The following is a 26,190-nucleotide window of genomic DNA, read 5'->3' as shown; positions in this document are numbered from 1 at the left end:
CAGGCGTTTTCCGTTAAATTATATTCAGGGCCATATCGGGTATTAGTACGGTTGCTTGCTTTTAGCTTGCAGGTACATTTTCTGCGCACTCTTCACTTCGTTAACGTCGGACACCTGCGGAATCGCGACATCCCACCAGGCGTCGCCATTTGGTGTGGAGATGTCCGGGTCGGTGTCGATGGCAATCAAATAGCTGTTAGTGGCTTTTCTGGCCCGGACTATTGCCTGTTCCAGCTCGTCGATGGTGGAGACTTTTTCAGAATCGGCACCCATTGATCTGGCATGGGCAGCGAAATCGATAGCGGGTGCGCCCTGTTGTGAAAGACAGTCGTTAAACAGGTTATTAAAGGGCTTGTTACCGGTGGCTTTCTGGAGACGGTTGATACAACCAAACCCGCGATTGTCCAACAAAATAACAATGACTTTTGCGCCCAGCATGACAGAGGTTGCCAGTTCAGAATTCATCATCATGTACGAACCGTCTCCTACAACGACGAAGACTTCTCTGTGTCTGTCGGCCAGTTTGACCCCGAGGCCTCCGGCAACTTCATAGCCCATACAGGAAAACCCGTACTCCACGTGATAGCTGCTGATGTCATCACAACGCCACAACTTATGCAGCTCGCCAGGGAGACCACCGGCAGCACAGACGATAACATCGGTGGGTTCTGTTCGACGTTTAAGTGCGCCCAGCACCTGTGCATCACTCGGCAGACCTTTTTCGGGCGGGCGGGTAACCTCATCATATGTCCCATGCCATTGCTGGTTTAAAGTGGCGATCCTGTCTGTCCAGCCAGAGTTAACGTCCCTTTTGCTGCACAGCGCAGCATGCAAAGATTCAATCGCCGTCTTCGCATCTCCGTGAAAAGGGTGGGCGCCGTGCTTAACCGCGTCGCTGTGCCCCACATTTATCTGGATAATCGGCTTGGTTGCGTCAATGAACGTTCGTGACTGTGTGGTGAAGTCCTGCAGCCGGGAGCCAATGGCCAGAATAAGATCCGCTTCTCTGGCCAACTGATTTGCCGCTGTCGTGCCTGTAACACCAATTGCCCCTACTGACATGGGGTGGTTCCAGGGTAGGCTACCTTTACCCGCCTGGGTTTCCGCCACCGGAATGCCAAAGGATTCGGCGAATTCACTGAGTACGTCTGTGGCGCGGGAATACTGTACACCTCCACCTGCAATGATCAGCGGGCGTTGTGATTTACTCAGCAATTCAAGCGTATGAGCTAACTCTGCTGCCTCTATTCCGGGCCGGCGAATCTTATGTACGGTTTCAGCAAACAGGCTGACAGGAAAGTCATAGGCCTCTGCCTGTACATCCTGTGGAAACGCCAGTGTAACCGGGCCACAGTTTGCAGGATCCAACAGGGTCTGAATGGCCATCGGTAAGCTGGTTATTAGCTGTTCAGGGCGGACAAAACGATCGAAGTAGCGGCTTACAGGCTTGAAGCAGTCGTTTACCGATATAGTGGGATCGCCGAAGCACTCGATTTGCTGCAGGACCGGATCCGGTGTTCTGTTGGCAAAGGTATCTCCAACCACAAACAGAACCGGCAACCGGTTGGCGTGAGCAAGACCGGCCGCGGTTACCATATTGAGCGCACCGGGACCAATAGACGTGGTACACATCATCATGCGCTGGCGTTTCTGTTGTTTGGCAAATGCTATTGCGCTATGAGCCATGCCCTGTTCATTATGAGCCCTGTAAGTGGGGAATTCGTCTTTGTGCTTATACAACGCCTCGCCAACACCGGCGACATTGCCATGACCAAAGATGGCAAATGCACCGCCGAAAAGCGGAGTCTGCTGACCATCGATGTCGATAAATTGCTGCGCCAGATAGCGGATAAGTGCCTGAGAAGCGGTTAAACGTATTGTTTCCATTAGGCTACCTCTGTAGATTTTCTGTTGTGCCAGGATCTGACAAGCTGCAGATAATTTTCCTCGACGCGCTGCACCAGCTCGCTGTCGCTGATTTCGTTTCTGAACCAGGCACGGCTGGGCTCACTGAAGATACTCCTTCCCACTGCAAAACCTTTACACAGGTCGAAACCTGCGCTGGCCCGAAAGGCCGCTTCAAGATCGCGTAATGGCGCGTCTAAGCCAAGTAGAATAACACCCCGGCAATGAGGGGCCCGGTTTTTGACAAGTGCGGATATTTTTTCCCAGGCAGTTTTACCTGGCGCGGGAAGTTTCCACCAGTCCGGGCGGATCCCCAGGTTATACAGCCGCTCTATAACGCGAACCAGATTGTCTTCGTTGGTCGCCATATCAGCAGGAGGAATGATTTCAAGCAGAAATTCATGGCCACTGGCGCAGCAGGAGTGGTACAGGGCACGGATGGTTTTTTCCTGTTCCAGTCTTAATCCGGCTTCATCTTCGGGATGAAAGAACACCAGACACTTAACGATATGCTCTGTGGGCCAGCTGACAAGCCTGGAACCAATTGATGCGTCTCCTTCCAGAGTCAGCGGTCTGGAGGAAGGCAGTTCAACCGGTCGTCCAATCCACCAACCTTTGCCTGTAATGTGGTTAAGCGCATCCTGACCGTATGTGTCATCTATCAGAACGCCCGGTTGATAGGTGAAACAGGGGTTATTTGCGGCACTCTCGGCCGCCTTTAATAACAACAGTTTCAGCTCGGGAATACGGGTCGGGTCGGCGCCATTCTCTGTAGCCATATCATAAAGTTGTTTGCGGTGATCGAAGGCAAAAATGCACAGTTCATCCCAGTTCTGCACAGAGCGTGTGGTTACCCTGTGCAGATGTGTTATTTCCTCATCCAGATCAGGGCGCAGTACCTCATTTCTGCGGCAAAGATAGTTGTTCAGTTCTTCAACAGTAGGTACCGCCGGAGCGCATGACAGCCTCGATACCACCAGAGCGCCACAGGCATTGGCATAGTCACAACAGTTCGCGTAGCTTTCATCGCGCAGCCAGCCTTTTAAGAATCCGCTGATAAAGGCGTCACCCGCGCCCAGAACATTTAAAACCTCTATCTCTACGCCATACCGGGTAAAGCCCAGATCAAGATTATCGGGGATCTCGCCGTCAAATACCGAGCAGCCCAGTGCCCCTCTTTTTACGACGATCTCGGCGTTGGTTATCTGCCGGATGGTTCTGAGTGATGCAATGGTATCTGTGCTGCCACCGGCAATGTGAATCTCTTCTTCGGTACCGACAATCAGGTCGAACAGGGGCAGAATCTCAAGCAGATGCTGGGTCACATTGTCATCAGAAACAAACCGGTTCTCACCTGCGTCTAATCCAGTCAGCCCCCACAATACCGGGCGATAATCGATGTCCAGTACTACCTTTGTGCCGGCGCTTCTTGCGTATTCGATGGCTTTCAGGCTGGTTGCTTTGGTGTGTTCCGTTGAAAAATGCGTACCTGTGATGAGCAATGCTTTGCCCGATGCAATGTAGTCATAATCAAAGTCTGACGAGTCCAGTGCCATGTCGGCACAGTCCTGACGGTAAAAAAGCAGCGGAAAGCTTTGTTTGTCTTTTATAGACAGAAGTACCAGCCCTGTGAGTCTGTTGGGATCTGATTTTACGTGGCTGACATCGCAACCGACTTTTTCCAGCTCCTCGGTGAGAAAGCGGCCCATATGGTCATCGCCGACACGCGTAAGCATAGAGGACTTTAAACCTAAACGAGCGGTGCCGTACGCAATATTGCAGGAAGAGCCGCCGAGTGACTTTTTAAAAGAAGAAACATCTTCTAATCTGCTACCAATTTGCTCCCCATATAAATCTACGCCGGCGCGTCCTAAACAAATTACATCAAATTTATGCGTCGTGCTCATGTTAGTTTTTCTCCTTTCCATGCTCCAGATGGAGTAATCGGGACCGCGTTTGTGCATCCACTTCTGATATGTGAACCCACTGTCCCAGACGATATGATTCTTCGATTGCATCAATAATCAAGGCGACTTCGTATCCCGCGCGGAAATCGGGCCAGGTAGCCTGACCGCGGGAGATACCTTCTATAAGATCTCTTACTTCAATAATTTTTTGGTCGTTGTAGCCCACGCCGTGGCCTGCGGATGCGCAAAAAATGCTGATAATCCGGATGTTCCGGGCCAATCAGAATACGTTTAAACCCCTGGCGGGATGTTTGTTGGTCAGACGTGTAGAGTTGCAATTCGGCGAGGCGTTCCTGGTCGAAAACAATGCTGCCTTTTGTGCCGGTCACTTCATAGGTGAGCCCCATCTTTCGTCCCCATGCCACACGACTGGCTTCAATGGTGCCGATAGCACCGCTGTCAAAGCGGAGCATCGAATGGGCCTGGTCGTCATTTTCTACGGGTTCTTTATCAGTGACTGAAGCGGCTGTGCTGCGTTCTTTTGTCACCGTGCTCAGATCTCCGTTTACTGCCAAAATCGGGCCCACCAGAAATTGCGAGATATTGATAATATGTGCGCCGAGATCCGCCAGAGCCCCGGCTCCTGCGGTGGCGCGTTTCAACCGCCAGTTTATGGGAACACCGGTGTCAGCCAGATAATCTTCATTGTGGGTTCCGCGAAAGTGGACAATATCGCCAATTTCTCCGCTATCGATAATCTGCTTTGCCAGTTGCGTCGCCGGGTTTTTAATATAGTTAAACCCCACCATTGTTTTTACCCCTGCCTGTTCAGCAGACTGCACCATTTGTAAAGAATCTAAGGCGTTTAATGCCAGGGTTTTTCGCAATAAACATGTTTGCCAGACGCAATTGCGGCAAGCGCAATGTCTTTATGCAGACCGTTAGGGGCGCATATATCAACAACATCAATATCCACGTCATTGACTAATTCATGCCAGTTTCCTGTAGCACGGCTAAACCCCATTTCTTTTGCCTTCGCCGCGGCCTGTTGCGCAGTAATATCTGCCAGCATCTCACATTTAACCAGGGCGCTGAGTGGAAAAACGGCAGAAACAGAATGCAATGCGATTGCATGAGATTTGCCCATGTACCCTGTTCCTATTAAGCCAAACTTTAGTGTTCGCATGTGTTTTCAGTACCTTGTTTCATTGTGCAGGCAGACTGCATTATGCTGCGTCGGTGCCCGACAGTTCAGCTTCCAGTTCAGCACTCCATCGATCGCAAACATGCCGGTATCAGAGGCGACAAAAGAGAACAGGATAAACACGAATACAACACCGGCCAGTGCAGCAAAATCAGGACGCGCAAACAGCGCCTGCAATTTTGATACGCTATGGCTCTGCGCTGGCACGTTATTGGTGGCGTTTTCCATCTTTGTCATTCTCAACTTCCCATACCGGGTTGCGGTTTAGCTTCGTGACGACCCGGAATGTTCAAAATATAATTTCTAATGCGACATAATTTAGAATAAAAATTCCAAATAGACAATAACTGAAACAGGAATTTTTTGGAATGGCCGTTGGAAAACCGTTAGTGAAGCATTGATGACAAGGAATTACGTGCGCTTCTGATGTCACAACAGAGCCTTCGTAAGGTACAGCTGAGGTTACTTTTAGCGTTAATGGGCAACCGGATCCCGGGAATGGTTCAGGCGGTGATAAGGAAGGTCAGTACGCAGTTTTCATCAGGCCGCTAACACAGGCAAAAAAATATCATTGCAAAATGCAAACTTCCCGATTACATTGAAAATAGAAATTATATTCCATAATAGTGAAATTCGAATGAAATTTTCATTAACCGCATATCGGCGTCGCCTACGATCAGAGTGGTTGAGAAGATGAGACTGGGGGGAAAAGTTCACTTTTCCACCTTTGATGTGAGCGACGATATTGCGCAGAACATCAACACCGGTGTCATTGCATTTGCGCTTGATCAGCAACCTTATTTGCAGGGCTTTATGGCTGTCACCAGTATGACGCTGTACGTGAGATATGGATTGTCACCGAGGAATAATATGCACACCGGCCCTGCGTTTATCACCAGAGATAACTTAGAAACGATTAAGCAATTGTCGGGAACGGTGCGCTAGATGTGCTTTTGTCGGGAACGGTGCGCTAGATGTGCTTTTGTCGGGTTGCTGCGGGTTAGCTGTAGAATGTTTGTTTTATTCACTCTAGTATTGTTCCAATTTATTTTATCGAGTGTTAGAGATTATCTGTTATGAGCATTAAAGCGGCGAAGGATCTGGAACAGTTAAATGCGGCAATTACGCGTCAATTCGGTGACCTGAGTAAAAGACTGCAACAGGTTGCGAAGTATGTATTGGAAAAACCCAACGGCATTGCTTTTGGAACGGTAGTCATGGTCGCCAATGAGGCCAAAGTACACCCTTCTACGCTGATCCGGTTTGCCAATGCTTTTGGATTCAGCGGCTTCAGCGATATGCAGAAGTTGTTTCAGCACAAATTGCTCAAGGAGTCTTCTAATTATGAAGACAGAATAAAACTACTCCAGGATGATAATTCTCTGGACACAGATTTTGTTGGTCTGCAGGTGTTGAAGCAGTTTAGCCAGGCCAATGGCAAGGCACTTGAGTATCTGACGCAGAATATCAATGCAAGTGAGCTCGAAAAAGCCCGGGAAATTCTCAAAGGTGCTGACACGGTTCATGTGAAGGCTGTAAGGCGGTCTTTCCCTATTGCCAGTTACCTGGCATACCTGCTGAATCACATTAACTTACGTTGCTATCTTCATGATGGGGTAGGAGGATTGCATAAAGAGCAGGAACACCTTATTCGTTCAAACGACGCAATTATTGTTATCAGCTTCCATCCATACGCGAATGAAACACAATCCGCTGCTGAGGCCGCCGTTGCATCCGGTACTCCTCTTATTCTGTTTACTGACAGCCCGCTGAGTCCGTTAAAGGAGCTGGCAACGGTGTGTTTTACGGTGAAAGAAGCCGAAGTGCATTCATTCCGATCACTGACATCTACCATGTGTCTGGTGCAATCACTGGCGATTAGCCTGGCACACTGATTTAATTTTTATACGTTAAAGCCAAGGAGATACATGTCTTATTTACACAGCAAGCCAACTAAACGAGGTGAATCAGGTTGTATTCAGAACATCACCCCAGAAACCGCAAACTGGCAGTATGTATCCTTTGCAGTCTATGACATGTTACCCGGCGAGATGAACCGGTTTTACAGTGATGATCAGGAAACCTGTCTGGTTATCATCAGCGGTCTGGCATCCGCCAGTGCCGGAGAACAAAGCTGGGAAAACATTGGCGATCGCATGTCCGTTTTTGAAAAGAAAGCGCCTTACAGTGTCTATGCACCACCGGGCGAGGCCATCGAGATTACTGCAAACTCAGCGTTGCAAGTAGCCATATGCCGTGCGCCTGCAAAGGGAAAATTTCCGGTGAGATTAATCCGCCCGGAAAATTGTACCTATGAACAGCGCGGTTCCGGAACAAACACCCGTCATGTTTGCAACATATTGTTCGCCAACATAGAGGCAGAAAAGCTATTGGTCGTAGAAGTGATCACGCCGAATGGGCACTGGTCCAGCTATCCTCCCCATAAACATGACAGTGATAACATCCCACAGGAAAGTGCACTGGAAGAGACCTACTTTCATAAGATTGATCCTCCTCAGGGATTCGCATTCCAGCGGGTTTACACCGACGATCGCAGTATCGATGAAACGATTACCTGTGAAGATAACAGCGTTGTAATGGTGCCCAGGGGATATCACCCGGTGGGAGCGGCCCATGGTTATGATCTCTACTACCTGAATGTGATGGCCGGTCCATCCAGAGAGTGGGTGTTTAAAAATGACCCTGATCATGAATGGATGATCAACAAAGCCAACTGATTTTGTATTCGGAGTTCACCATGATTAATATCGCACTGTTCGGGGCCGGAAGAATCGGTAAGATGCATGCCGGTCTGATAGCCGGTTCTGCTGATGCCAGGCTTCGCTATGTTTATGATACGCACCGTCCTTCAGCTGAAGCCATGGCAAATCAGTTCGAATGTGGAATTGCCGATACAGTTGAAGTTGTTTTAGACGACGATCAGGTTGACGCAGTTCTTATCGCAACCTCAACCGACACACATGTTGATCTGATAGCAAAAAGCGCGCCTTTTGGCTGCAAATGGCATGTTTCACCGAAGCGGAAGCGGGGCGCTAAGCCTGGCTTATGTGGCAGCCGGTAGATTGATTGGGTATTTTGAACCCCATATGAACGTATGGGATTGTGCGGCCGGTATGTTGTTGATTGAAGAAGCCGGAGGTCGCGCAATTAACTTTTTTGCTAATCAGGATTATCTGCGAAACGGGGGGCTGGTTGTCGGAGCGACGAAGGGCGTATACCCTGCTTTGATGGCAATCATTGAAGGTTAAGATAAATTATCGTTAATCTTCCGCTAACCGTACTTTTAATTTAGCTGCGATAGACTGCCATCACCAATTCAAATAAGGCTAAATTATATGAGAAATTTACTGTTACTCCTCATCACTACGGTTGGCGTAAGTCAGTTTTGCTGGGCGGATTATGATAAGTCTGAGGTCGACGCTATTGTGGAAATTGTAAACGCAAGCGGAATGCCGGCGACTCAGGCGATGAGAAAGGTGATGTCTGACTATCAGGGGCACCTGGTTGAATACGAGCTCGAAGACGAAGACGGTGTGCTGTTCCACGAACTCAAGCTGATTGACCTGGATGAAGACGTAGAGCGCAAGGTTGTTATCTCAGTACATGATGGCAATGTTGTTTCTGAAAAAAAGGAAAAGCTGTGGTCATGGTTTACAGAGGATGATGACGTCAAAGCGGTGAAAAAGCTTGTTGCTAACCAGTACTCCATGCTTGATGCGATCGACAAGCTCGAACTGGCCAGGGAAGATTTACTGTTGGATATTGAGTTAGAAGATAAACAAGGTGTGGTTTATTTTGAAATCGAAGTGTTTTCCGATGATGAAGAACGCGAGCTTTTGGTGGATAGTAAAACTAAATCTATTATTCCTGTATTTAAGCGGTAGTTGACCAATGAAAATACTTGTTGTTGAGGATGACACATCAACACGAGAGTATATCCAGAAAGGCTTTCAGGAAGCCGGTGCAATTGTAGACACCGCCCAGGATGGACCTGACGGCCTGTTTATGGCAACCACTAACGAGTATGACGTTATTGTGCTGGACAGGATGTTGCCCAAAATGCAGGGGCTGGCAGTGCTGTCTGCACTGCGTGCCGCATCGATAACAACGCCGGTGATCATTCTCAGTGCACTGGGGCATGTAGATGAACGTATTAAAGGGCTTAAGTCAGGCGGAGACGATTACCTGGCCAAACCCTTCTCTTTTCAGGAATTGCAGGTCAGGGCCGTGATTCTCGCAGAAAGGCGAAAACAGACAGCAACCCCCGGGGCAGGGCCAGTCACGAAATTAGCACTGGGTGACTTAAGCATGGATTTGATCGGCCACAAAGTGACCCGTAATGGCAGTGAAATCAAGTTGCAACCGAAAGAGTTTCAACTGCTGAAGTATTTGCTGGAGCATCCCGGCCAGGTGATTTCCCGTACACTTCTGTTCGAGCAGGTCTGGGATTATCATTTTGATCCAAAAACCAATGTTATTGATGTGCACATCGCGAAGCTGCGTAAGAAGCTGGAAGCGAACGACCAGTCTCAATTGATCCATACCATCAGAGGTGCTGGTTATGTCCTTGGGCCAGCCTAATCAAAAACTGCGTACCTCTGTCTGGCGCTTTACTCTGTTGTTTACCCTGTTGGTGCTTTTAATTACCAGCAGTCTGCTGGTGTTGGTGTACCACTTTACGATAGGAGAACAGGAACGCCAGAAAGCACGGCAAGTGGAAATGACAATGCAGTCTTTGATTGATCTTGCCCAAACGCCGCAGATGAATGAAAACGGATTTATCGGCGTTATTGAAAGCCGGATCGATAAAAGCGCGTCAGCGGTTCTTGCGCTGGAGGTCGATGGTGAGTATGTCGGTAACCTGGGCAGAGTACCGGATAATCTCAGCACTTTTCCGGATTTAAGCTACTTTCCCATTGCCGTGGTTGACCCTGGCGGACAAACCTCTGTTGCGATGGTTTTGGGAGCAGAGCTATCGAGCCCCTTTGGTAACCTGGTGGTTGGGGTGATTGATGAAAACTATATGACACGTGATATCGCATTTTTTACAGTCAGCGGTGTTGGCCTGTTAGCCTGTTTACTGATCACAACCGTCACCGGTTTTTTGTTTAATCGCTCAGTGTTGTCCAGGGTCAGGCAAATTGCACAGCTCAGCATGGATGTTCAGGCGGGGCACCGTGAGGCCAGGCTACCGCTAAGTAAAAGAAACGATGAATTCAATGCTATTGCCTATCAAATCAATAGCATGCTGGATGAAATTGATGATTTGATTGATTCAGTGGCGCAGGTTACTGACAATATCGCACATGATCTTCGCACCCCGCTAACCCGGATTCGTATTTCACTGGAAGATAACCTGAAAGATACCGAAAACGATACAGCCCAGCGGAAATGCAAAGATGAATTAATCGACAGCCTGGACGATGTTATCGCGACATTTAATGCGATGCTGGAGCTATCCCGTTTAGAAAAAGGCGTGGAGCAGGGGCAATTTAAGCCGACGGATATGACACAAATCTGTGCCGATGCGATTGAGCTGGCCAGCGCTTTAGCTGAGGATAAAAATCAGCAATTGACCTGTCATTTTTGTGAAAATGAAGACCGCCCGATAGTTCAGGGTGAGCGCAGTCTGCTTTTCCGGGCAGTGTTTAACGTGTTGGAGAATGCGATAAAATATTCACCACAACACAGCACTATCACCCTGCGTATTGAAAAGCATGAAAAAGCCTGTGAAATTGTTATTGAAGATAATGGCCCGGGGATCCCTGCAGAGCTTCATGAGCAGGTGTTTCAACGCTTATATCGGGTAGATAACAGCCGACACTACAAAGGGTACGGACTTGGCCTGTCAATAGTCAAAGCAGTACTCGAACTGCACAAAGGCCATGTCAGCCTGGATTCTGGAGAGCAGGGGCAGGGATTGACGGTAAGGCTGTTCCTCCCCAGATCAGACGCATAAGATGATATATTTGCGCGCCTGGATTGTTCCAGCCATTTACCGGCTCGCTTTCGCAGCCTGTTCACAGTTTGTGTCCGGGCCGGTCAGTGTTTGCTGTTCGACTACAGACCTTCTTCAGCCAGGTGGGCATAACCTCCGGGCTATGCCCGTACCTGGCTAATCTTAAATTGTTGCACAACACTTTGTAGTTCAGTTGAATCATGGCTTCTCGACGCCAGCGTGCGCACTTCATCAGCCACCACCGCAAATCCACGCCCCTGCTCACCGGCTCTGGCCGCTTCAATAGCAGCATTTAACGCCAACAGGTTGGTTTGCTCGGCGATTTCGCTGATAACCTGCAGCACGGTTGATATATTTGCCGCTTCTTCCTGAAGCACGTTGATTTCCTGCTCCGTTTTTACCACCTGCTGCGCCAGTTCACGGATACCCTCCACCGCGTCATTGACCAGTTGCCGGCCTTTTGCTGATTCGTTATCTGCTTGTTTCGATGCATTGGCCGCTTCTGAGGCCGAGTGGGATACTTCCTGAACCGTGGTTGTCATCTGATTCATCGCTGCCGCCACAGACTCGGTTTCATGTTGCTGCCGGTTAACCCCGTCTCTGGTACTGGCGGTGATTGAATTGAGCTCATCAGCATATCTGCTTTGAGGGCGTCATTCTCAGCCGTGTCTACCTGTTCTTCAACGTTATGCACGGCGCTCCTTAGCGCTCCATAATAACCAGACTCTGGTGTCAGCCCCACTTCCACACTCTGTTGTATCAGTGCGTCAAACTTGTCTTTGTATTCTCTTAAAATCTCAATAAGCCTTTGTGCTTTTTGCTCAGGAAGCCCTGCTGCAGCTAATTCAGACCTGAGTAAACTTGTCGTGGCCTGCAATGTGTTGTAGTTGGTATTGAATTTGTCCTGGTAGCTGATATCTCCCCTTAGTAAAAAGTCCTTTTCGTTGCGTCGTAAGGTGAGCATGCCGCTGTTCACCTGGTTCGTCGCGACTTCGATTCTGCTGAGCCTGTCCATGTTGCTGCTGGTTATACTTTGCAGTAACGACATTCCAGCCATACCTGCTAAGACCAGGATACTGATCAATATGAGCTTATTTCGGATACTGGATAAACTGAACATAAGACCTCTCAGGGTAGGGGCTAGGCTGCATGACCCGCGCACAAAGGCTTTCCAGTCTCTGGTATAAAGGAAAGCGCGCGCTCACTTAGCTGAAAGTGAAAAAACATCCGATTGATCATCGTGTTAAATGTACTTTGATTCATGCTCACTACAGTGTAGGCGCCATTTTTGAGCTGTGCGACCTTGCGCTGGCTAACGTCCAACGTGCGCGGGAGAGCCATGGCGGAATCCGGCTTGCAATAAAAAAGACTATTCATCGGGAGTAGATGGTCGTGCCTTGCTCAATCACCTGTTTCTCAGCCGCGGCAATCATTTTTTCCAGCTCGCCACTGGCCAGACTCTGAGCGATAACAGCGTCGATACGGGGCACTAAATCCTTGTGGTCCTGATGGATATAATGAAAAAGATCCAGCCTGTCTAAAGCTTTGCCAGAAGGGACGACCGTCTCGATCTGAAATCCTTCAATCACCAGTAAGCCGCCCAGTGTATTGGTCAAAGCCACGTCAACAAAGCCCTGTGCTACCATTCTCATGATCTCGGCAGGAGAATCGAAGTTATGCACGTTGGTCATTCCGGCCGTTATATTATTGGTGTGTTTTACCCCTCTGACTTTTGCAATACTCAGAGGTCGCAAATCGTCTCTGTCCAGAATGCGCAGATTACGGCTTTTGAGTACAAAGGGCATGGTTTCAAGATAGTAGTACGCAGTGGGGACCCGAATCATGGCAGGGTTTTCTTCACCATAGGAATAAATGCGCATGATCTCGCCATCGAGTTGGCCACTCACGGCCGTGTATTCTGCGCGTTTGCCGGGGAAAGGGCTTATGCTAATGTTGATGTTGAGCTTCTTATAAAGCTCAGGCAGGACAATTCTGCCCACTTCCTGCTCTGCGAGCAGATTAATCGAGGCAAAATGATACGACTCGGCGGCCGCAACTCCCGTACTAAGACTTAACCCAATCAATAACCACTTTGTCAGCATTAAGTAAATCTGCATATGCGACAGCGCATACTCCTGCGTCTGCCGCTTCTTAGTCTTTAAATGTTCTGTGCCCGGCCATGGTGTGACAGCTCAGTGCGTTTATTATAGTCACAGAGTTGACGCAAGCTGTAACAATGAGCGCAAAGATGTTTATTGCGCTCATATGAGTTTCATTATATTGCCCGGGTCTGTGACATCAGTTGGCGGGGTTAACGCTTGATATATCAATCGGCGGCTGCGGTAACGCCATGTCTGCAACCTTCTTATAGCTCTGTTCAGACACATCTACACCCCATGTTTGAAAGTGCTGAGTCAGGTCGTAGCCGGTAATTTCGCTGAGTAATTCAAAGGTTTTGTCGAAGCTTGCTTGATCCGTTGCACAGATCGCTTGTTGTTGCTGCGTGTCCAGCTCTCTGAAACGCCGGTTCAACTGACGAAACATATCCCAGCCTGTATCCGTAAGGGCATGTTTAATCTGCATAAGAAAGACCAGTTTGTCCCAGACATTTGCATCGGTGGCGAAAGAGAAGTTGTCATTTAACCTGCTGATCGCGCTCGCATATCGGTTTTCTTCGATGATACGAGAGGTCTGCCCGATGGTTTCCTGAACGTAAAGAGAAAACAAATTGACTGACGACTCTGTGCCAAAAGGACGACTCCACAGGCAAAACTGCTGGTAATTATGCCCGGTTTCATGCCAGTTACCCCAGCCATTGTTTTTGGCCGTGTCTACGGAAAACAGATTCCAGCCAGGTCCTGTCATAACAGGGTAACCGGCGTGGGCAAAGCCTGCGGTAATCTGTACATCAGAGACGAAACGCTCTTTTAATGTGGGCATTTTGTGCACTCCGGTAGCGCCTTCCTCAAAGCCCGCCAGGTCACGTACCAGTTCAACAGTGTGATCGAAGGTTTTTAACAGTTCCTCCGGATCTTCAATTTTCTGTAGTTCCTCTTTCGATAAATCGAGATAAACGTGCTCGCCTTCCAGCACGCCCCAGGGCGCACTCTTTTCGCGCATGGCAAGCCAGTCAACGTATTTGTCACGCCCCAGCTTAAAGTGTGTTGTTTCAACAGCGTTAGCAATGCTTAGTGTGACATCAACATCTTCTGAGCGCTCGGAAGCAATAACAATCTGCCCTCCATATTGGCTGCGCAGTTTATTGTTACCGTTTTGCAGGCGTACCTTCTTAGAAACGCCGGGGTAGCGCTTAACGAGCTCAGAGCTTGTCACATTAGCAGAGCTCAGCGCCAGAACATCAGTGTGTACATTAATAATGGCAAATAGCTCTTCTACATCATGCTCAGCGGTAACATCGATTTCGATGATTTCTCCCGCCGGTGCATAGGTTCCGGTACTAATCCAGTGTTTGCGCTTGAGGGTGTCGAGCGTTGGATCTTCATGGAAGTAACGGTTGAACGTTATTTGTTTCGACACTCTGGCTTGGGAATCCCCGACCTCGCCCGGAAATTCACTGACGTCACGTGGAAAAGGAAGATCCTCTTCAATCGGCGTTCTGCGGTTGATAACGTCCATGGCCTGTTCTGTTTCATAGGTATTGGTATCCCAGCTTGGAAATGGGAATTCACTTACATAGTCTTCACTGATGCTTTCCCTGGCCAGAGAGGGCACTATCCATTGCTGATTTGCACCGCCATGGGTCTGGTAGACGATCAAGGTCATCTGGGACACGTTTATGTCAAACGACGCACCGTTCTGAGAAAAAATATTATCGCTGAAACTCCAGGCCTGAGGCGCGCTGTCATCACATTCCTGCAGTACCAACTGGCTGTTTGACCGGGCAATACATTTATCGGATTGCACATGACTAAGCGCGCTGGCGGATTTGTTGTAGCTCCATCGTTGTGAGCTGTCACTATTGTTACAATCGACCAACGCAACGTCTTCATTATTGGCGCTGCCGATGCAAAGGTTAGGGTCAACGGCGCTGACCAGCAGCTGGTTTTCGAAAACCAGCTCGGGCGACGTTGGGGTTTCCGTGTCAGTACCTGTATCATCGCCAGTATCAGTCCCTGTGCCAGTACCGGTCCCATCATCACCTTCGGTGTCAGTCACCGCCTGGGGTTCAGTGTCCTTGCCGTCGCTGCCGCCGCCGCAACCGTACAAACTGCTCAGAAGTGTAAGTACGCCAATAATGCACACTTTTTGTGTTTTTGTTTTCATTTTACTCTCCATTGCTTTCAGATGATTTTTAAAGTGTTGTAAAGCCAATAACTGAACAAATTCCTTTGACGTTGCCCGGGCAGTGATTCGTTTCAGACCCCGGATAATACGGATTACCAGCTGGCCTTTTTGTGGCCCCAGCGCGCGTAGTAGAGGATGAAGCCATAACATGGCAACAACATCAGATAAGATATCTGCGGGTTATGCGTTGCTTCTACCAGAGCTCCGTAAGCTACCGGAAGTAGCGCGCCTCCTGAAATGCCCATAATTAACAGCGCGGAACCTTCGGCTGTGCGGCTACCCAGACCTTTTAAGGCCATGGGCCAGACTGCCGGCCAGACCAGGGCATTGGAGAACCCCAGCAATGCAACAAACAGAACCGTATTGGGAATGGCAGTAACCCCGGTCCAGCTGAAGAAGGTAACCCAAAGGTAGGCGTTCTCTTGAGAGCTGATAACGATAGCGAAAACGAAAGTCAGGCCCAGCACTGCCGAGATCTCCAGCGCTCTTTCCTGAGACAGCCATCTGGGAATAACAGCCATACCGAGGATGTATGCCAGGACCATAAATGCCATGGTGTAAGAAGTCAGGTGAGCAAAATTACTCAGACCGAGGTCTTTGCCGTATACACCAATGGTGTCACCCGCTATGACCTCCACGCCTATGTAGAAAAACAGGGTGAAAACGCCGAGTACGAGCTGGGGAAATGCCAGCAGACTCTTTTTGTCACAAGCCTGAGTTTCTTTCGCCGCCGTATCGTCAGCCAGATCAATATCAGGCAGGGGTGAGCAATACATGAAAAGTGATAAAGCAGCCAGCATCAGAGCCATGATCAGGTAGGGAGTAATCAGCCTTTCTGATAGCGTCCTCAATGCGGCCTGATATTCAATGTCACTCAGACTTGCCAGGTACTCATCGCTGTACTGGGACATATCTGAGAAGACCAGCGCGGTGAATATAAGTGGCGCCAGCACGCCGGCACTTTTATTCAGAATTCCCATAAGGCTTATCCGCACAGCGGCAGATTCACGAGGGCCTATGGCGACAATATAAGGGTTTGCTGCCGTCTGCAGGATGGTAAGCCCTGTTCCCAGCATAAACAGGGCGACCAGAAATACTGAAAATAAACCACTCATTGCCGCGGGGATAAAACACAAAGCGCCCAGGGTCATCACCCCCAGGCCCGCCACCATTCCGTTCTTATAACCGATTCTGACCAATACCCTGGCGGACGGCAGCGCCATTACCGTGTACGCAATATAGAACACCAACGTCACAAAATAGGCTTGCATGTGATTGAGTTCACAAGTGATCTGCAAAAAAGGAATCAGCGAGCCGTTGAGCCAGGTAACAAAACCGAACATGAAGAACAGCCCACCGATAATGGCGATAGACGTGAGACTTCCTGATGCCGTTGGTCTCTTTATATTCAATGTATCTGATTGTGCCGTCATTTCTATCTGCCCTTTTTTGATTTGTGAAATCCAACGGTTGATTTCACAGTGTTTCGATAAATGTGTTTTTAACACAGCAAGAAAACAAAATGAAAGCTTTTGTTTGGTTTGAGTATCATATTGCTATCCCGGCTGAACGGGTTAAATGTTCATTCAGCTGATCCACCAATGACTCAGGAAAAAACCCGGAGCCCCCGATTTAACTGTTTCCTGCACTAGTGAAAAGTGCTGTCCAGGGGTTGTCTGATTGACAGAGTGGCTGAAATTGGTCGGAGCAGACCTGTGTATTGCTCAAAAGGTGTTTGCTATGTCTTTGTATTATCGGGGATTTTGACTTTTTTTTGGTCTGTTTTTATGAGCCTTAATGCAGCCCATTTGTCACTGGTATGAAAATGAAGTGAAAGTTTTTTTAAGTTTTTGTTGATTTTAGCCTTTCGTATGGTTTACGTTTATCGATATTGGCTATTGAATAAACTTTCACTTGATAACAATAAAAGCGAGGGAAACACAGTATGGCGGGTTTTAATAAGAGTTACCTTGGTCTTTTGATCAGCTCATTGTTGGTCGTATCGTCCCAGACGGCCGTCGCACAGGATGCTGATGCAGATACAGAAAGCGAGGCTGAGACGGCCTCTGAAAATGTGGAGAAGATTGAAGTTCGCGGGATGAGAAGCAGTATCAAAGAATCACTGCATATTAAACAAAACTCAGTGCAAGTGGTTGATGCGATTGTTGCTGAGGATATTGGCAAGTTTCCGGATCAGAACGTTGCCGAGGCGCTGCAGCGTATTACCGGTATCACCATTACGCGTAATGCCGGTGAAGGTCAGAACGTGACTGTCAGGGGATTGGGTGGCGATTACAACGTGACAACAATCAACGGACGTCGAATGGCGTCAGAACACAGTAGCCGTGACTTTAACTTTGACCTGATTGCCTCTGAGCTGCTTGGTGGCGTTGAAGTATACAAATCACCGGTGGCGAAAACACAAGAAGGCGGGATTGGATCTGTTATCAATATCAAAACCCGTCGTCCTCTAGATTTTGACGGATTGACGTTCTCTGCCTCTGCGGAAGGAATTTATGAAGATCGTACTAAAGAAGTGACGCCACAAGCGTCATTCCTCGTTAGTAATACATTTCTGGATGGCACTGTCGGCGCTTTATTTACCGCTGTATATTCAGAGAGAACGCTCAGAATTGACAGCTACGAAGGGCAGGGGTTCTACAATGCGAATACGGAAGATGCCGACTTAACCATCCGTCAGGATGTCGATGGTAATGGCGAATTTGATCCCTACGTTGACAATGAATGGGGCTCTATCATTCCGGGCTATGTGAGATACGGAAACAAACAAGACACCCGTGAGCGTATCGGCGGAAGTCTGGCACTCCAATGGCTTCCTGGCAACGACCTGGAAGTTAACTTCGACAGCATCTTCTCATCGTACGAAACCAATGGGACGGAGTCTCAGATTTCGTTTGTAACCTATGACGAGAGTTGGACACCGGGTATACCTGGTGTCAAAGATGTCGGGTTTGCCGAGGAAGGCATTGTTGACAGCATTGTGCTTTACGATGGCGGAGCCATGGCTGAGCTATTGAATGTATCGAGACCCCGTATAACCGAAACGTATCAGGTTGGGATCAATGCCAACTGGTACGCCACTGATGAGTTATCACTGAGTTTCGATGTATCCCATTCCAGTGCCAAGAATGAAAACAATGGTCACAATCGCTATATTGTTGCGCGAGGCTTTGTGGATGAAATTTCTATCGATGCATCCACGGATAACTTACTGCCCGATGTATCAGTTACACCAACACTTGGCCGCGAAACACCTTTCGGTGCGCATTACAGCTACAACAGCGGAACCGGGATTAAAGATGAGGTCAATGAATTTCGTATCGATGGTCGCTGGCAACCCCTGGCATCGGACTGGATAAGCTCAGTCGAGTTCGGCGTTAACATCGGTGAGCAGACCAAAACCACCTCGGCCAATGCCTCAAGAAATCCCAGTGCGTTCAGCAATGCGGGTTCTCAGTTGTCGTCTGATGAATACAGTGACTTTTCTGTAGACTATTCGGCGGCCGAGGAAATTAACGGGTTTGATTTATTCCGCTTGCCCGGCTCGGTCATCGTCGACAGTGATTTTTCTAACTTTCTGGATGGCGAGCCCGGCCAGCATCCCTCACCCTGGCCCCGATTTGATTACGACCAGTTATTTTCCTTTTACCAATCTATCAGTCCTGAAGCCGCGAATCAGCTGATTAAGGCGACCCCTCGCCCGAGGGATTCGTATGATGTATCTGAGCAAACCAGCGCTGTTTATGCTTCCGTCAATATTGAGAATCAAATTATGGATTTCCCCTTTGTTCTCAATATCGGCGTGCGGGCAATTGAAACCGATGTGGGCAGTCGCGGCTTTTCACTTAATCCTGATTTAGTGCGCTTTGTTGCCGCCGACCCTGAAGAGCCTGAGATCATCCAGTTCCTCGAAGAAGTTGAAAACTATCAGGAACAAGTGGAGTTTGAAGACTCTTATACCGACGTGTTACCGAGCATCAACTTTAAACTGAACCTTACCGATGAACTCTTGTTCCGGGCTACTGCATCTAAAGTTATCACCCGCCCAGGCATTGGTAATTTACGAGCCTGGAGCTATCTGAACATTGCGGAGCGGGAATATCATGCATCTAACCCGGGGCTTGAGCCATTAAGAGCGAATCAGGGCGATCTCACCCTGGAGTGGTATTTCTCTGACTATGGCGCGTTAACCGCAGCGCTGTACTTTAAGGATATTGAAACCTTCTCTACCCAGGGACGCAACGGAACCACCACTATTGATGGTGAGGAGTTTGAGATTCAGTCTTATATCAACAGTGATGCCGGAGGTGAGATCAGAGGTATTGAGGTTGCCTATCAACAGTCGTTCAACGACATCCTGCCGGAACCCTTTGATGGTCTTGGCGTGCAGCTGAATTATACCTATGTGGACTCTGGTTATGACGAAGTCGATGAATCGCACGAGGAGTATGATTTCCGTGTTCGCGACCTGCCATTCAGAGGCATGTCCAAACGTTCTTACAACGCGGTGCTGTATTACGAGAAAGACAGAATACAAGCGCGTCTGGCCTACAACTGGAGAGATAAATACCTGACTAATGAAGACGATTGGGGCGGAGTTCGCTGGCAAGCGGCTTATGGCCAGTTGGATTTCAGTGCCAGCTATGACGTCACAGAGCAGGTGAATGTGAGCCTGTCGGCTACAAACCTCACCAATGAACGCGGTTATGCGTATATCGAAAATGAAGATCAGATTACCTATTTGTATCGGGCAGGACGGCTGATCAATTTAGGGGCGAGCTATCGATTCTGAGCCGGAATAACAATATCGGCGTGCTCAGGCAATGAACTGGTCGTTGCCTGAGCTTTCAAAAGATTACAGTTAAAAGTGAGTAGATTATGAACTCAAAATACAAACTAAAAATACTTATTTCTCTTATTCTGTCTGGCGCTTTAGCCGCCTGTGGTGGTAGCGATGACGAGCTGTCCAATGATAACAACACATCAACGCCAACCCCGCCGGTCTCTATTGAGCCAGGGGAAACGGACAGGGCGGCATCAACATGGCTGAGATTTGGTGATAGCTTTAATGGTGACATCATCATGCAGGATGTGTTTGTTCCCGAGCGTGGCCTCACACCCTATACCTATTACTCCGTATTGAACTGGAATGCGGGAATGGATGGTGGTGGCTACGCTGGTATTCAGGACCACCCCGATGGACGTAATTTCATATTTTCGTTGTGGGATCCATCTAATGGTGAAGAGATTACTGCCGAATTTCAGGGGGAAGGGACCCAGGTTGAAACATTTGGTGGAGAGGGAACCGGTCTCAAATCAATGAATTTTGACTTAGGCTGGGAAGCCAATAAGTGGTACACCCTCGCCGCCCGCGTGTGGCATACCCGCGAGGACGGTCATTCGCATTTTGCATTCTGGTCTCAGGATAAGGCGACTGGCGAATGGACCCACCTTGTGACCATGAATTACCCCATGCCCTATATCGTTTTTAGCAGTGAGACAGGTTCTTTCGTTGAAGACTGGCTGGGTACCGGGAATCACGAGCGTACTGCGATATTTAATAATGGGCGCAAGCGACATATGGATGGCACCTGGGAAGCGTTTACCAGTGCTGATTACGAAGTCGTGCAGGAAGAGGCGACCACTGAATATAATGAGAATTACAGCTTCGAATCAAATTACGATTACTATCGTATGACTACCGGAGGTACATCTGGTGTTGAAAATGGCGATGATCCCCAAGAACCAACAGGGGAACTTGCACGGCCGTATTCAAAGGTTTCACCGGTATATCCGTCAAGCTCTGTCAGTCTGTCGTTTGCAACATCCTCAAGCCTGGAATGGACAGTCGATGACAGTGAGGTCCCACAATTCTCATATAAGGTTGTATCCGGCGGCAAGGTACTGGCCGAGGGCGTCGATCCACAAACCCACAGTGTGACCTTTGATGCTATCGATGCTGAAGCAGAAATTGAGCTTCATATTGAAAATATACTGGGTAAAACCAGCGTATATAAAGTGCTGCCGGGAGCAGAACAGTTCACCCAGGAAGATTCGGTTAATGTGGCTACTGAAGCGGAGCTGCTTGAGCGGAATGAAGCGGTGACCATTGAGTCTATCGCTGCCGGTGAATCTAAGCTGTATCAGGTGATGGCGCTGGATGCATCGAGAATTATGGAGGTGGCGCTTACCGGAGACGAGGGAGATGCTGACATCTACGTGATGGAGGATGCCCAGCCGACGCCAGACCAGTATGACTGCGTTGGACTTTCCGGGGTTGCCAATGAGACCTGCCGGTTGCCGGTTAGTGTTCGTGAACCGACCCCATTCAACATTCTGGTCACGGCACGCACTGATGTACAGTGCCTGACGTTGTCGACGACGCAGGATGGTGAACCAGGGTGGATCCCGGGGTCGAATTATATCTATAACTCTGATTCGGAAACCGCAGATGGCAATGGATTAGGCAATGCCTTTGATGGCGATAATGACACTATCTGGCATACGATCTGGGGTGATGGTGCACCCACATACCCTCACACCGTTACCATTGACCTGCGTGAATCGTATGAAATTAATCGGATGCGTTATCTGCCGCGTCAGGACGGTGGTGTAAATGGCACGATTGTGGGGTATGAGTTGTACTTCTCAGATGATCCGGACAGCTATCCATCTGAGCCTCAGATAGTCGGTACCTGGGAAGACAATCAGGACGAAAAGCTCGAGCGCTTTGAGCCCATCAGTGCCCGGTTTATCAAGTTCGTTGCCACAGAAGAACGAGGTGGTAACGTTTGGGCGTCTGCCGCTGAGATTAAGTTCGGTTTTGATGATGGCACAGTGGTAGATGAGGACTCCGATACGGGGAATGACGATGAACAGGAAACCGGGGGCATCTGTTCGCCCGATAGCGGCCAGGATGGTGGCGATGGGCACCAGAACGTCGATGTGGTGACCACACTGCTGGACAATAGTACTCTGGACTATTCCACAACCTCTGGTTCGCAGGCGGGGCATGAGCTGTTCTTCGCTTTCGACGGTCAGACAGGTGATGCCGGGCACTGGCATACTCCATGGAGTGGCATACCGGCCTATCCCCATGACGTGGTGATTGACTTAGGTCAGACCTATGATGTGAATCGCTTCGATTACACGCCAAGAACCGGAGGAGGCAATGGCACCATTGTCGAATACGAGCTCTACGTGAGTGATAACCAGGATGATTTTGGTGAACCTGTCGCACAAGGTGCCTGGGAAGGCACGCCAGATGTGAAATCGGTAACGTTCAGAGATAAGCCTGGTCAGTTTGTCAAGTTCGTTGCTCTTGCTGAGCGCAGTGGAGGTGAGTGGGCTGCTGCTTCTGAATTCAACGTGGGTGTGAATATGTCTGTGAAAGTAGACAACAGCACCGTATCGTACTCGACCACTTCGGGTTCTCAGGAAGGCTATGAATTGTTATATGCTTTTGATGGCATTACCGGAGGCGACGGACACTGGCATACACCCTGGAATGGCTTGCCATCCTATCCCCATGAAGTTGTTGTTGATCTGGGCAGTTCAGAACAGGTTGTCGGCTTTGAGTATACTCCCCGTCCTGGTGCAGGAAACGGCACTGTTGTGGAGTACGAAGTCTATGTCAGCGATGATGACAGCGATTTTGGAGAGGCGGTGAGAATTGGCACCTGGGCCGCCAATGACGATACTAAAACTGCCGCATTCGAACCAAAAGCCGGACGTTATATTAAGTTTATAGCAACGCGCGAGCAGGGCGACGGTGCATGGGCATCTGCGTCTGAATTCGGTATTCGCATTAATCCATAGTCGTAGTAATGACTCAAATGGGAGAGAGAGCAGAGCATCTCTCTCCCATTTTTTTTGTCCGCGGAAAAGGACGACAAGAGAGTAAATCCAATGAAAAAAATAATACATGCTATTGCTTGTGTCTGTGTGTACATGGTTGTCGGTCTGGGTCGCGTAAGTGCCGCAGAGCAGTCAGTTGAGAAGCTGGGGTTATCAACCCCGGTGCCCGTCGCAGGCAATAGCTGGGTTAAAGGTAGTATTGAGCAATCTCATGCTCTGATCACAGAAAATGGAGTGGTGGGTTGGCAAGACACAGATCACAAACTGGTTACTTTTGTTTATTTTAATGACACAGGCCGTTTGAATCTGGGGCTCACCGCGAGGTTAGAACAGGGGCAATCCTCTGTTGCGGTGTCCATTGGTGATCGCGTTCATGAGGTGAGTATTGCCAACAGGCAGTTTAAGACCCTTCCTGTGGGCACCTTTGATATCAAAAAAATTGGCTATCATGCCATTGTCATCAAAGGCCTGCCGGCTTCACAAAACGCTCTGCCTGATATTACCGATATTGTTATCGGCGGAGAGGCCACTGACACAGCTCCTTATTTCGTCAAAGATGATTTTTACTGGGGCCGGCGCGGACCCTCTGTACACCTGCAGTATCAGTTGCCTGACAGCAAAGAGGACTACGAGTGGTTTTATAGTGAAGTGACGGTGCCAGATGGGGCGGATACAATGGGCTCCTACTATATGGCTAACGGCTTCGATGGTGGTTACTTTGGAATACAGGTTAATTCTGAAACTGAGCGCAGAGTATTGTTTTCGATCTGGAGTCCGTACACAACGGATGATCCTGAGCAGATCCCGCAACAATATCGTGTAGAACTGCTCAATAAAGGGCAGGGTGTGCAGACCGGAAAGTTTGGCAACGAGGGCTCAGGCGGGCAGAGCTATCTGACCTATCCCTGGAAGACCGGCACAACGTACAAGTTTCTGACGCGCTACGAGCCCGATATGACCAAGGGGAAAACGGTATTCAGCGCGTATTTTTTTGCGCCAGAGGAAAAAAAATGGCGTTTGATCGCACGCTTCAGGCGTCCTCAGACCAAAACATACCTGCAGGGGCCATACTCTTTTCTGGAAAACTTTATTACCGGTGCAGGTCAGTTTGAGAGAACTGCAACCTATTCGAATCAATGGGTGCGAACCGCGTCAGGGCAGTGGCAGGAGATGCGTAATGCCAGATTTACGTATGATAATACCGCCAGAAAAAAATCCCGTCTGGACTATCAGGGGGGCGTTAACGAAATCGGCTTTTACCTGAAAAATACAGGCTTTTTCTCGAACCCGACACAATACAACACAACGTTACATCGCACAGCCGGTGTGAAACCGGATATCGAACTCAGTGAGCTGCCCTGAGCAACGCTCTGTGCGAAACTAAAGGGTTGAGTTTAACGGATTAAAAAAGCCGATAGAGATTCTATCGGCTTTTTTGTGTATGGCTATTGTCGGCAGGTTGTCAGGTGACAATACCCAGTGGCTTACCGGTTTTCCAGGCACCCCGGGTAAAATCGGGAATGTTTTTGCTATTGCTGCGATCGGCCACCGACTCAGCGCTTAGCGGAAAGATGGATGACCAGGCAGCGCCGTCGTAAACGTCCTGGTCAAGTGGTTCGCCATTGCGTAAACAATAAATGATGCGATACGCCATAATGAAATCCATACCGCCATGACCTGCGCCTTTTGCACTGTCTCCGAGGCGTTTCCAGAGGGGATGATCAAATTTGTTATACCATTTATCCAGGTCTGAATCCCAGGAGTGAAAACTTGCCGGAGAAGGTTTGCGGCCCTGTTTACCTGACGCTTTCCAGTCGGCCAGGTCTTGTTGATAAGTTCTATCGTATATGGCCTGTATTTCAGCAGGTGCCTTTTCAACGGCGATACGATTCGGGAACCCTGCAAAAATGCCATTCGTTCCCTGAATGAGGTTGTGACGGGAATAGGGTCGTGGGGACGTTGTATCATGTTGAACAACAATGGTGCGCCCTTTTATGGTCTTGATCACGCTGGTATTCATATCACCCGCAATAAAATTCAGCTGATTGCGTTCATGGTCTGCCGGGAAATGCTCTTTTGCGTACCGGGCCCGGCCCAGTGCTGGCGAGCTGGTTGAGGTCACAAAGTCGAATCGGTCGCCTTTGTTAATGTTCATATACTGTGCGACGGGGCCAAGGCCGTGGGTGGGATATAAGTTGCCATTGTGCCTGGTATGCCAATAGGTGCGCCAGGAGCCGGTTTTTCGCTCAATTTCTTTCATCTGCCAACGCAACTCATGAATATAGGCCGCTTCACCGTGCAACAGCTCACCAAACAGTCCCTGGCGGACCATGTTGAGCACCATCAGTTCGTCGCGTCCATAGTTGACGTTTTCCATCATCATACAATGACGTTGGTTTCTCTCAGAAGCGTCAACCATTTTCCAGCATTCTTCGATGCTGGTGGCCATTGGCACTTCCACAAAGGCGTGCTTGCCGCTCTCCATTGCATCAACAGCCATCGGGCAATGCCACTTCCAGGGGGTTGAAATGATGACGATGTCAACGTCGTCGCGTTCCAGCATGCCTCTGTAAGCAAAATCGGAACCGCTAAAGGTTGCAGGCTTGGGTAAACCCAAAGAGGTCACGTAGTTGACCGAGTTTTGCAGCGATTTCTGGTCTGTGTCACACAATGCTGTGACCCGGACTCCATCCATCTTCAGGAAGTTCTTTAAATGATAATTGTAGCCACGCACTCCTAAGCCAATAAATCCGATACGCACCGTATCAAGCTTTTCGGGGGTTAAGCCCATGACCGTTTTGCCCTGTGCCAGAGGATTAGCGGACTGTTGGGACATTGTCGTAGAGCATCCGGCCGTAATGCCGACAGCTGCTGCGGCTACCGCTGATTTAAGAAATTTTCGTCTGTTTAGTTCGCTCATAGCCCTTCCTTCACTCCGACCCAAATAAGAGCGGATTTGCTTACAAAATGTTTCGTATTTATAAATCTTTTAAAGTTTGAAATCAACAGCA

Annotated in this window: 22 protein-coding genes; 11 read left to right on the top strand and 11 right to left on the bottom strand. The window is 49.0% G+C overall.

Annotated elements, in window-relative coordinates; translation table 11 throughout:
- Positions 1–42 precede the first annotated feature (42 nt).
- The 5 genes from iolD to CDA54_RS12070 all read right to left on the bottom strand — a co-directional run bounded on the left by iolD (position 43) and on the right by CDA54_RS12070 (position 5,253).
- Positions 43–1,887 (bottom strand): 3D-(3,5/4)-trihydroxycyclohexane-1,2-dione acylhydrolase (decyclizing), encoded by a 1,845-nt coding sequence (gene iolD, locus CDA54_RS12085; RefSeq protein ID WP_099035271.1) that lies wholly within the window; start codon positions 1,885–1,887, stop codon positions 43–45.
- Positions 1,887–3,812 carry a bifunctional 5-dehydro-2-deoxygluconokinase/5-dehydro-2-deoxyphosphogluconate aldolase gene (locus CDA54_RS12080; protein WP_099035270.1) on the bottom strand — a complete coding sequence of 642 codons (1,926 nt, stop codon included), beginning with the start codon at positions 3,810–3,812 and terminating at the stop codon, positions 1,887–1,889. The genes iolD and CDA54_RS12080 overlap by 1 nt, the downstream gene beginning before the upstream one ends.
- A gap of 197 nt (positions 3,813–4,009) precedes the next feature.
- Entirely contained in the window at positions 4,010–4,699 is a 690-nt protein-coding gene (locus tag CDA54_RS19730; RefSeq protein WP_218962404.1) for a Gfo/Idh/MocA family protein, read from the bottom strand.
- The gene (locus CDA54_RS19725) at positions 4,678–4,959 is read right to left on the bottom strand and encodes a Gfo/Idh/MocA family oxidoreductase (protein WP_218962403.1); all 282 of its coding nucleotides are present in this window, start codon (positions 4,957–4,959) and stop codon (positions 4,678–4,680) included. The genes CDA54_RS19730 and CDA54_RS19725 overlap by 22 nt, the downstream gene beginning before the upstream one ends.
- 45 nt (positions 4,960–5,004) lie before the next feature.
- Positions 5,005–5,253 (bottom strand): hypothetical protein, encoded by a 249-nt coding sequence (locus CDA54_RS12070; RefSeq protein ID WP_099035269.1) that lies wholly within the window; start codon positions 5,251–5,253, stop codon positions 5,005–5,007.
- Between the two features lie 456 nt (positions 5,254–5,709).
- On the opposite strand from CDA54_RS12070, the gene CDA54_RS12065 reads away from it, so the two are divergent.
- From CDA54_RS12065 to CDA54_RS12030, 8 genes are all read left to right on the top strand, one after another.
- Positions 5,710–5,961, top strand: a complete 252-nt coding sequence (locus tag CDA54_RS12065; RefSeq protein WP_099035268.1) for a type 1 periplasmic-binding domain-containing protein — start codon at positions 5,710–5,712, stop codon at positions 5,959–5,961.
- 131 nt (positions 5,962–6,092) lie between these two features.
- Positions 6,093–6,911, top strand: a complete 819-nt coding sequence (locus CDA54_RS12060) for a MurR/RpiR family transcriptional regulator (RefSeq protein ID WP_099035267.1) — start codon at positions 6,093–6,095, stop codon at positions 6,909–6,911.
- Between the two features lie 33 nt (positions 6,912–6,944).
- Positions 6,945–7,754: a 5-deoxy-glucuronate isomerase gene (gene iolB, locus CDA54_RS12055; RefSeq protein WP_099035266.1), complete on the top strand. Its 810-nt coding sequence runs from the start codon at positions 6,945–6,947 to the stop codon at positions 7,752–7,754.
- 20 nt (positions 7,755–7,774) lie between these two features.
- The gene (locus CDA54_RS12050) at positions 7,775–8,098 is read left to right on the top strand and encodes a Gfo/Idh/MocA family oxidoreductase (RefSeq protein WP_099035298.1); all 324 of its coding nucleotides are present in this window, start codon (positions 7,775–7,777) and stop codon (positions 8,096–8,098) included.
- Positions 8,043–8,285 (top strand): inositol monophosphatase family protein, encoded by a 243-nt coding sequence (locus CDA54_RS12045; RefSeq protein WP_099035265.1) that lies wholly within the window; start codon positions 8,043–8,045, stop codon positions 8,283–8,285. The genes CDA54_RS12050 and CDA54_RS12045 overlap by 56 nt, the downstream gene beginning before the upstream one ends.
- Before the next feature lie 87 nt (positions 8,286–8,372).
- On the top strand, positions 8,373–8,921 hold the full coding sequence (locus CDA54_RS12040; protein ID WP_099035264.1) for a PepSY domain-containing protein: 549 nt from the start codon (positions 8,373–8,375) through the stop codon (positions 8,919–8,921).
- Positions 8,922–8,928: 7 nt separating this feature from the next.
- Complete coding sequence (locus CDA54_RS12035) at positions 8,929–9,618, top strand: response regulator transcription factor (protein ID WP_099035263.1); 690 nt, start codon at positions 8,929–8,931, stop codon at positions 9,616–9,618.
- A complete protein-coding gene (locus CDA54_RS12030) occupies positions 9,599–10,996 on the top strand; it encodes a sensor histidine kinase (RefSeq protein ID WP_099035262.1) in 1,398 nt (465 codons plus the stop codon). The genes CDA54_RS12035 and CDA54_RS12030 overlap by 20 nt, the downstream gene beginning before the upstream one ends.
- Before the next feature lie 140 nt (positions 10,997–11,136).
- On the opposite strand, the gene CDA54_RS12025 is transcribed toward CDA54_RS12030, so the two are convergent.
- The 5 genes from CDA54_RS12025 to CDA54_RS12000 form a co-directional block, all read right to left on the bottom strand.
- Positions 11,137–11,547 (bottom strand): methyl-accepting chemotaxis protein, encoded by a 411-nt coding sequence (locus CDA54_RS12025; RefSeq protein ID WP_099035261.1) that lies wholly within the window; start codon positions 11,545–11,547, stop codon positions 11,137–11,139.
- Positions 11,544–12,044 carry a hypothetical protein gene (locus CDA54_RS12020; protein WP_143452288.1) on the bottom strand — a complete coding sequence of 167 codons (501 nt, stop codon included), beginning with the start codon at positions 12,042–12,044 and terminating at the stop codon, positions 11,544–11,546. The genes CDA54_RS12025 and CDA54_RS12020 overlap by 4 nt, the downstream gene beginning before the upstream one ends.
- 325 nt (positions 12,045–12,369) lie before the next feature.
- On the bottom strand, positions 12,370–13,113 hold the full coding sequence (locus CDA54_RS12010; RefSeq protein ID WP_229748146.1) for a substrate-binding periplasmic protein: 744 nt from the start codon (positions 13,111–13,113) through the stop codon (positions 12,370–12,372).
- A gap of 181 nt (positions 13,114–13,294) precedes the next feature.
- Complete coding sequence (locus tag CDA54_RS12005) at positions 13,295–15,280, bottom strand: M60 family metallopeptidase (RefSeq protein ID WP_180237203.1); 1,986 nt, start codon at positions 15,278–15,280, stop codon at positions 13,295–13,297.
- 113 nt (positions 15,281–15,393) lie between these two features.
- The gene (locus CDA54_RS12000; protein ID WP_099035257.1) at positions 15,394–16,734 is read right to left on the bottom strand and encodes a sugar MFS transporter; all 1,341 of its coding nucleotides are present in this window, start codon (positions 16,732–16,734) and stop codon (positions 15,394–15,396) included.
- Positions 16,735–17,246: 512 nt separating this feature from the next.
- On the opposite strand from CDA54_RS12000, the gene CDA54_RS11995 reads away from it, so the two are divergent.
- The 3 genes from CDA54_RS11995 (at position 17,247) to CDA54_RS11985 (ending at position 24,541) form a co-directional block, all read left to right on the top strand.
- Complete coding sequence (locus CDA54_RS11995; protein WP_099035256.1) at positions 17,247–20,114, top strand: TonB-dependent receptor; 2,868 nt, start codon at positions 17,247–17,249, stop codon at positions 20,112–20,114.
- Between the two features lie 86 nt (positions 20,115–20,200).
- Positions 20,201–23,140: a discoidin domain-containing protein gene (locus CDA54_RS11990; RefSeq protein ID WP_099035255.1), complete on the top strand. Its 2,940-nt coding sequence runs from the start codon at positions 20,201–20,203 to the stop codon at positions 23,138–23,140.
- 90 nt (positions 23,141–23,230) lie between these two features.
- Positions 23,231–24,541: a DUF3472 domain-containing protein gene (locus CDA54_RS11985; protein WP_099035254.1), complete on the top strand. Its 1,311-nt coding sequence runs from the start codon at positions 23,231–23,233 to the stop codon at positions 24,539–24,541.
- 100 nt (positions 24,542–24,641) lie between these two features.
- On the opposite strand, the gene CDA54_RS11980 is transcribed toward CDA54_RS11985, so the two are convergent.
- Positions 24,642–26,099: a Gfo/Idh/MocA family oxidoreductase gene (locus CDA54_RS11980; protein ID WP_099035253.1), complete on the bottom strand. Its 1,458-nt coding sequence runs from the start codon at positions 26,097–26,099 to the stop codon at positions 24,642–24,644.
- Between the last annotated feature and the right edge of the window lie 91 nt (positions 26,100–26,190).

Source organism: Lacimicrobium alkaliphilum, assembly GCF_002591895.1.
In the GTDB taxonomy this organism is placed as follows: Bacteria; Pseudomonadota; Gammaproteobacteria; order Enterobacterales; family Alteromonadaceae; genus Lacimicrobium; species Lacimicrobium alkaliphilum.
This window is presented reverse-complemented; position numbering and strand designations above follow the sequence as displayed.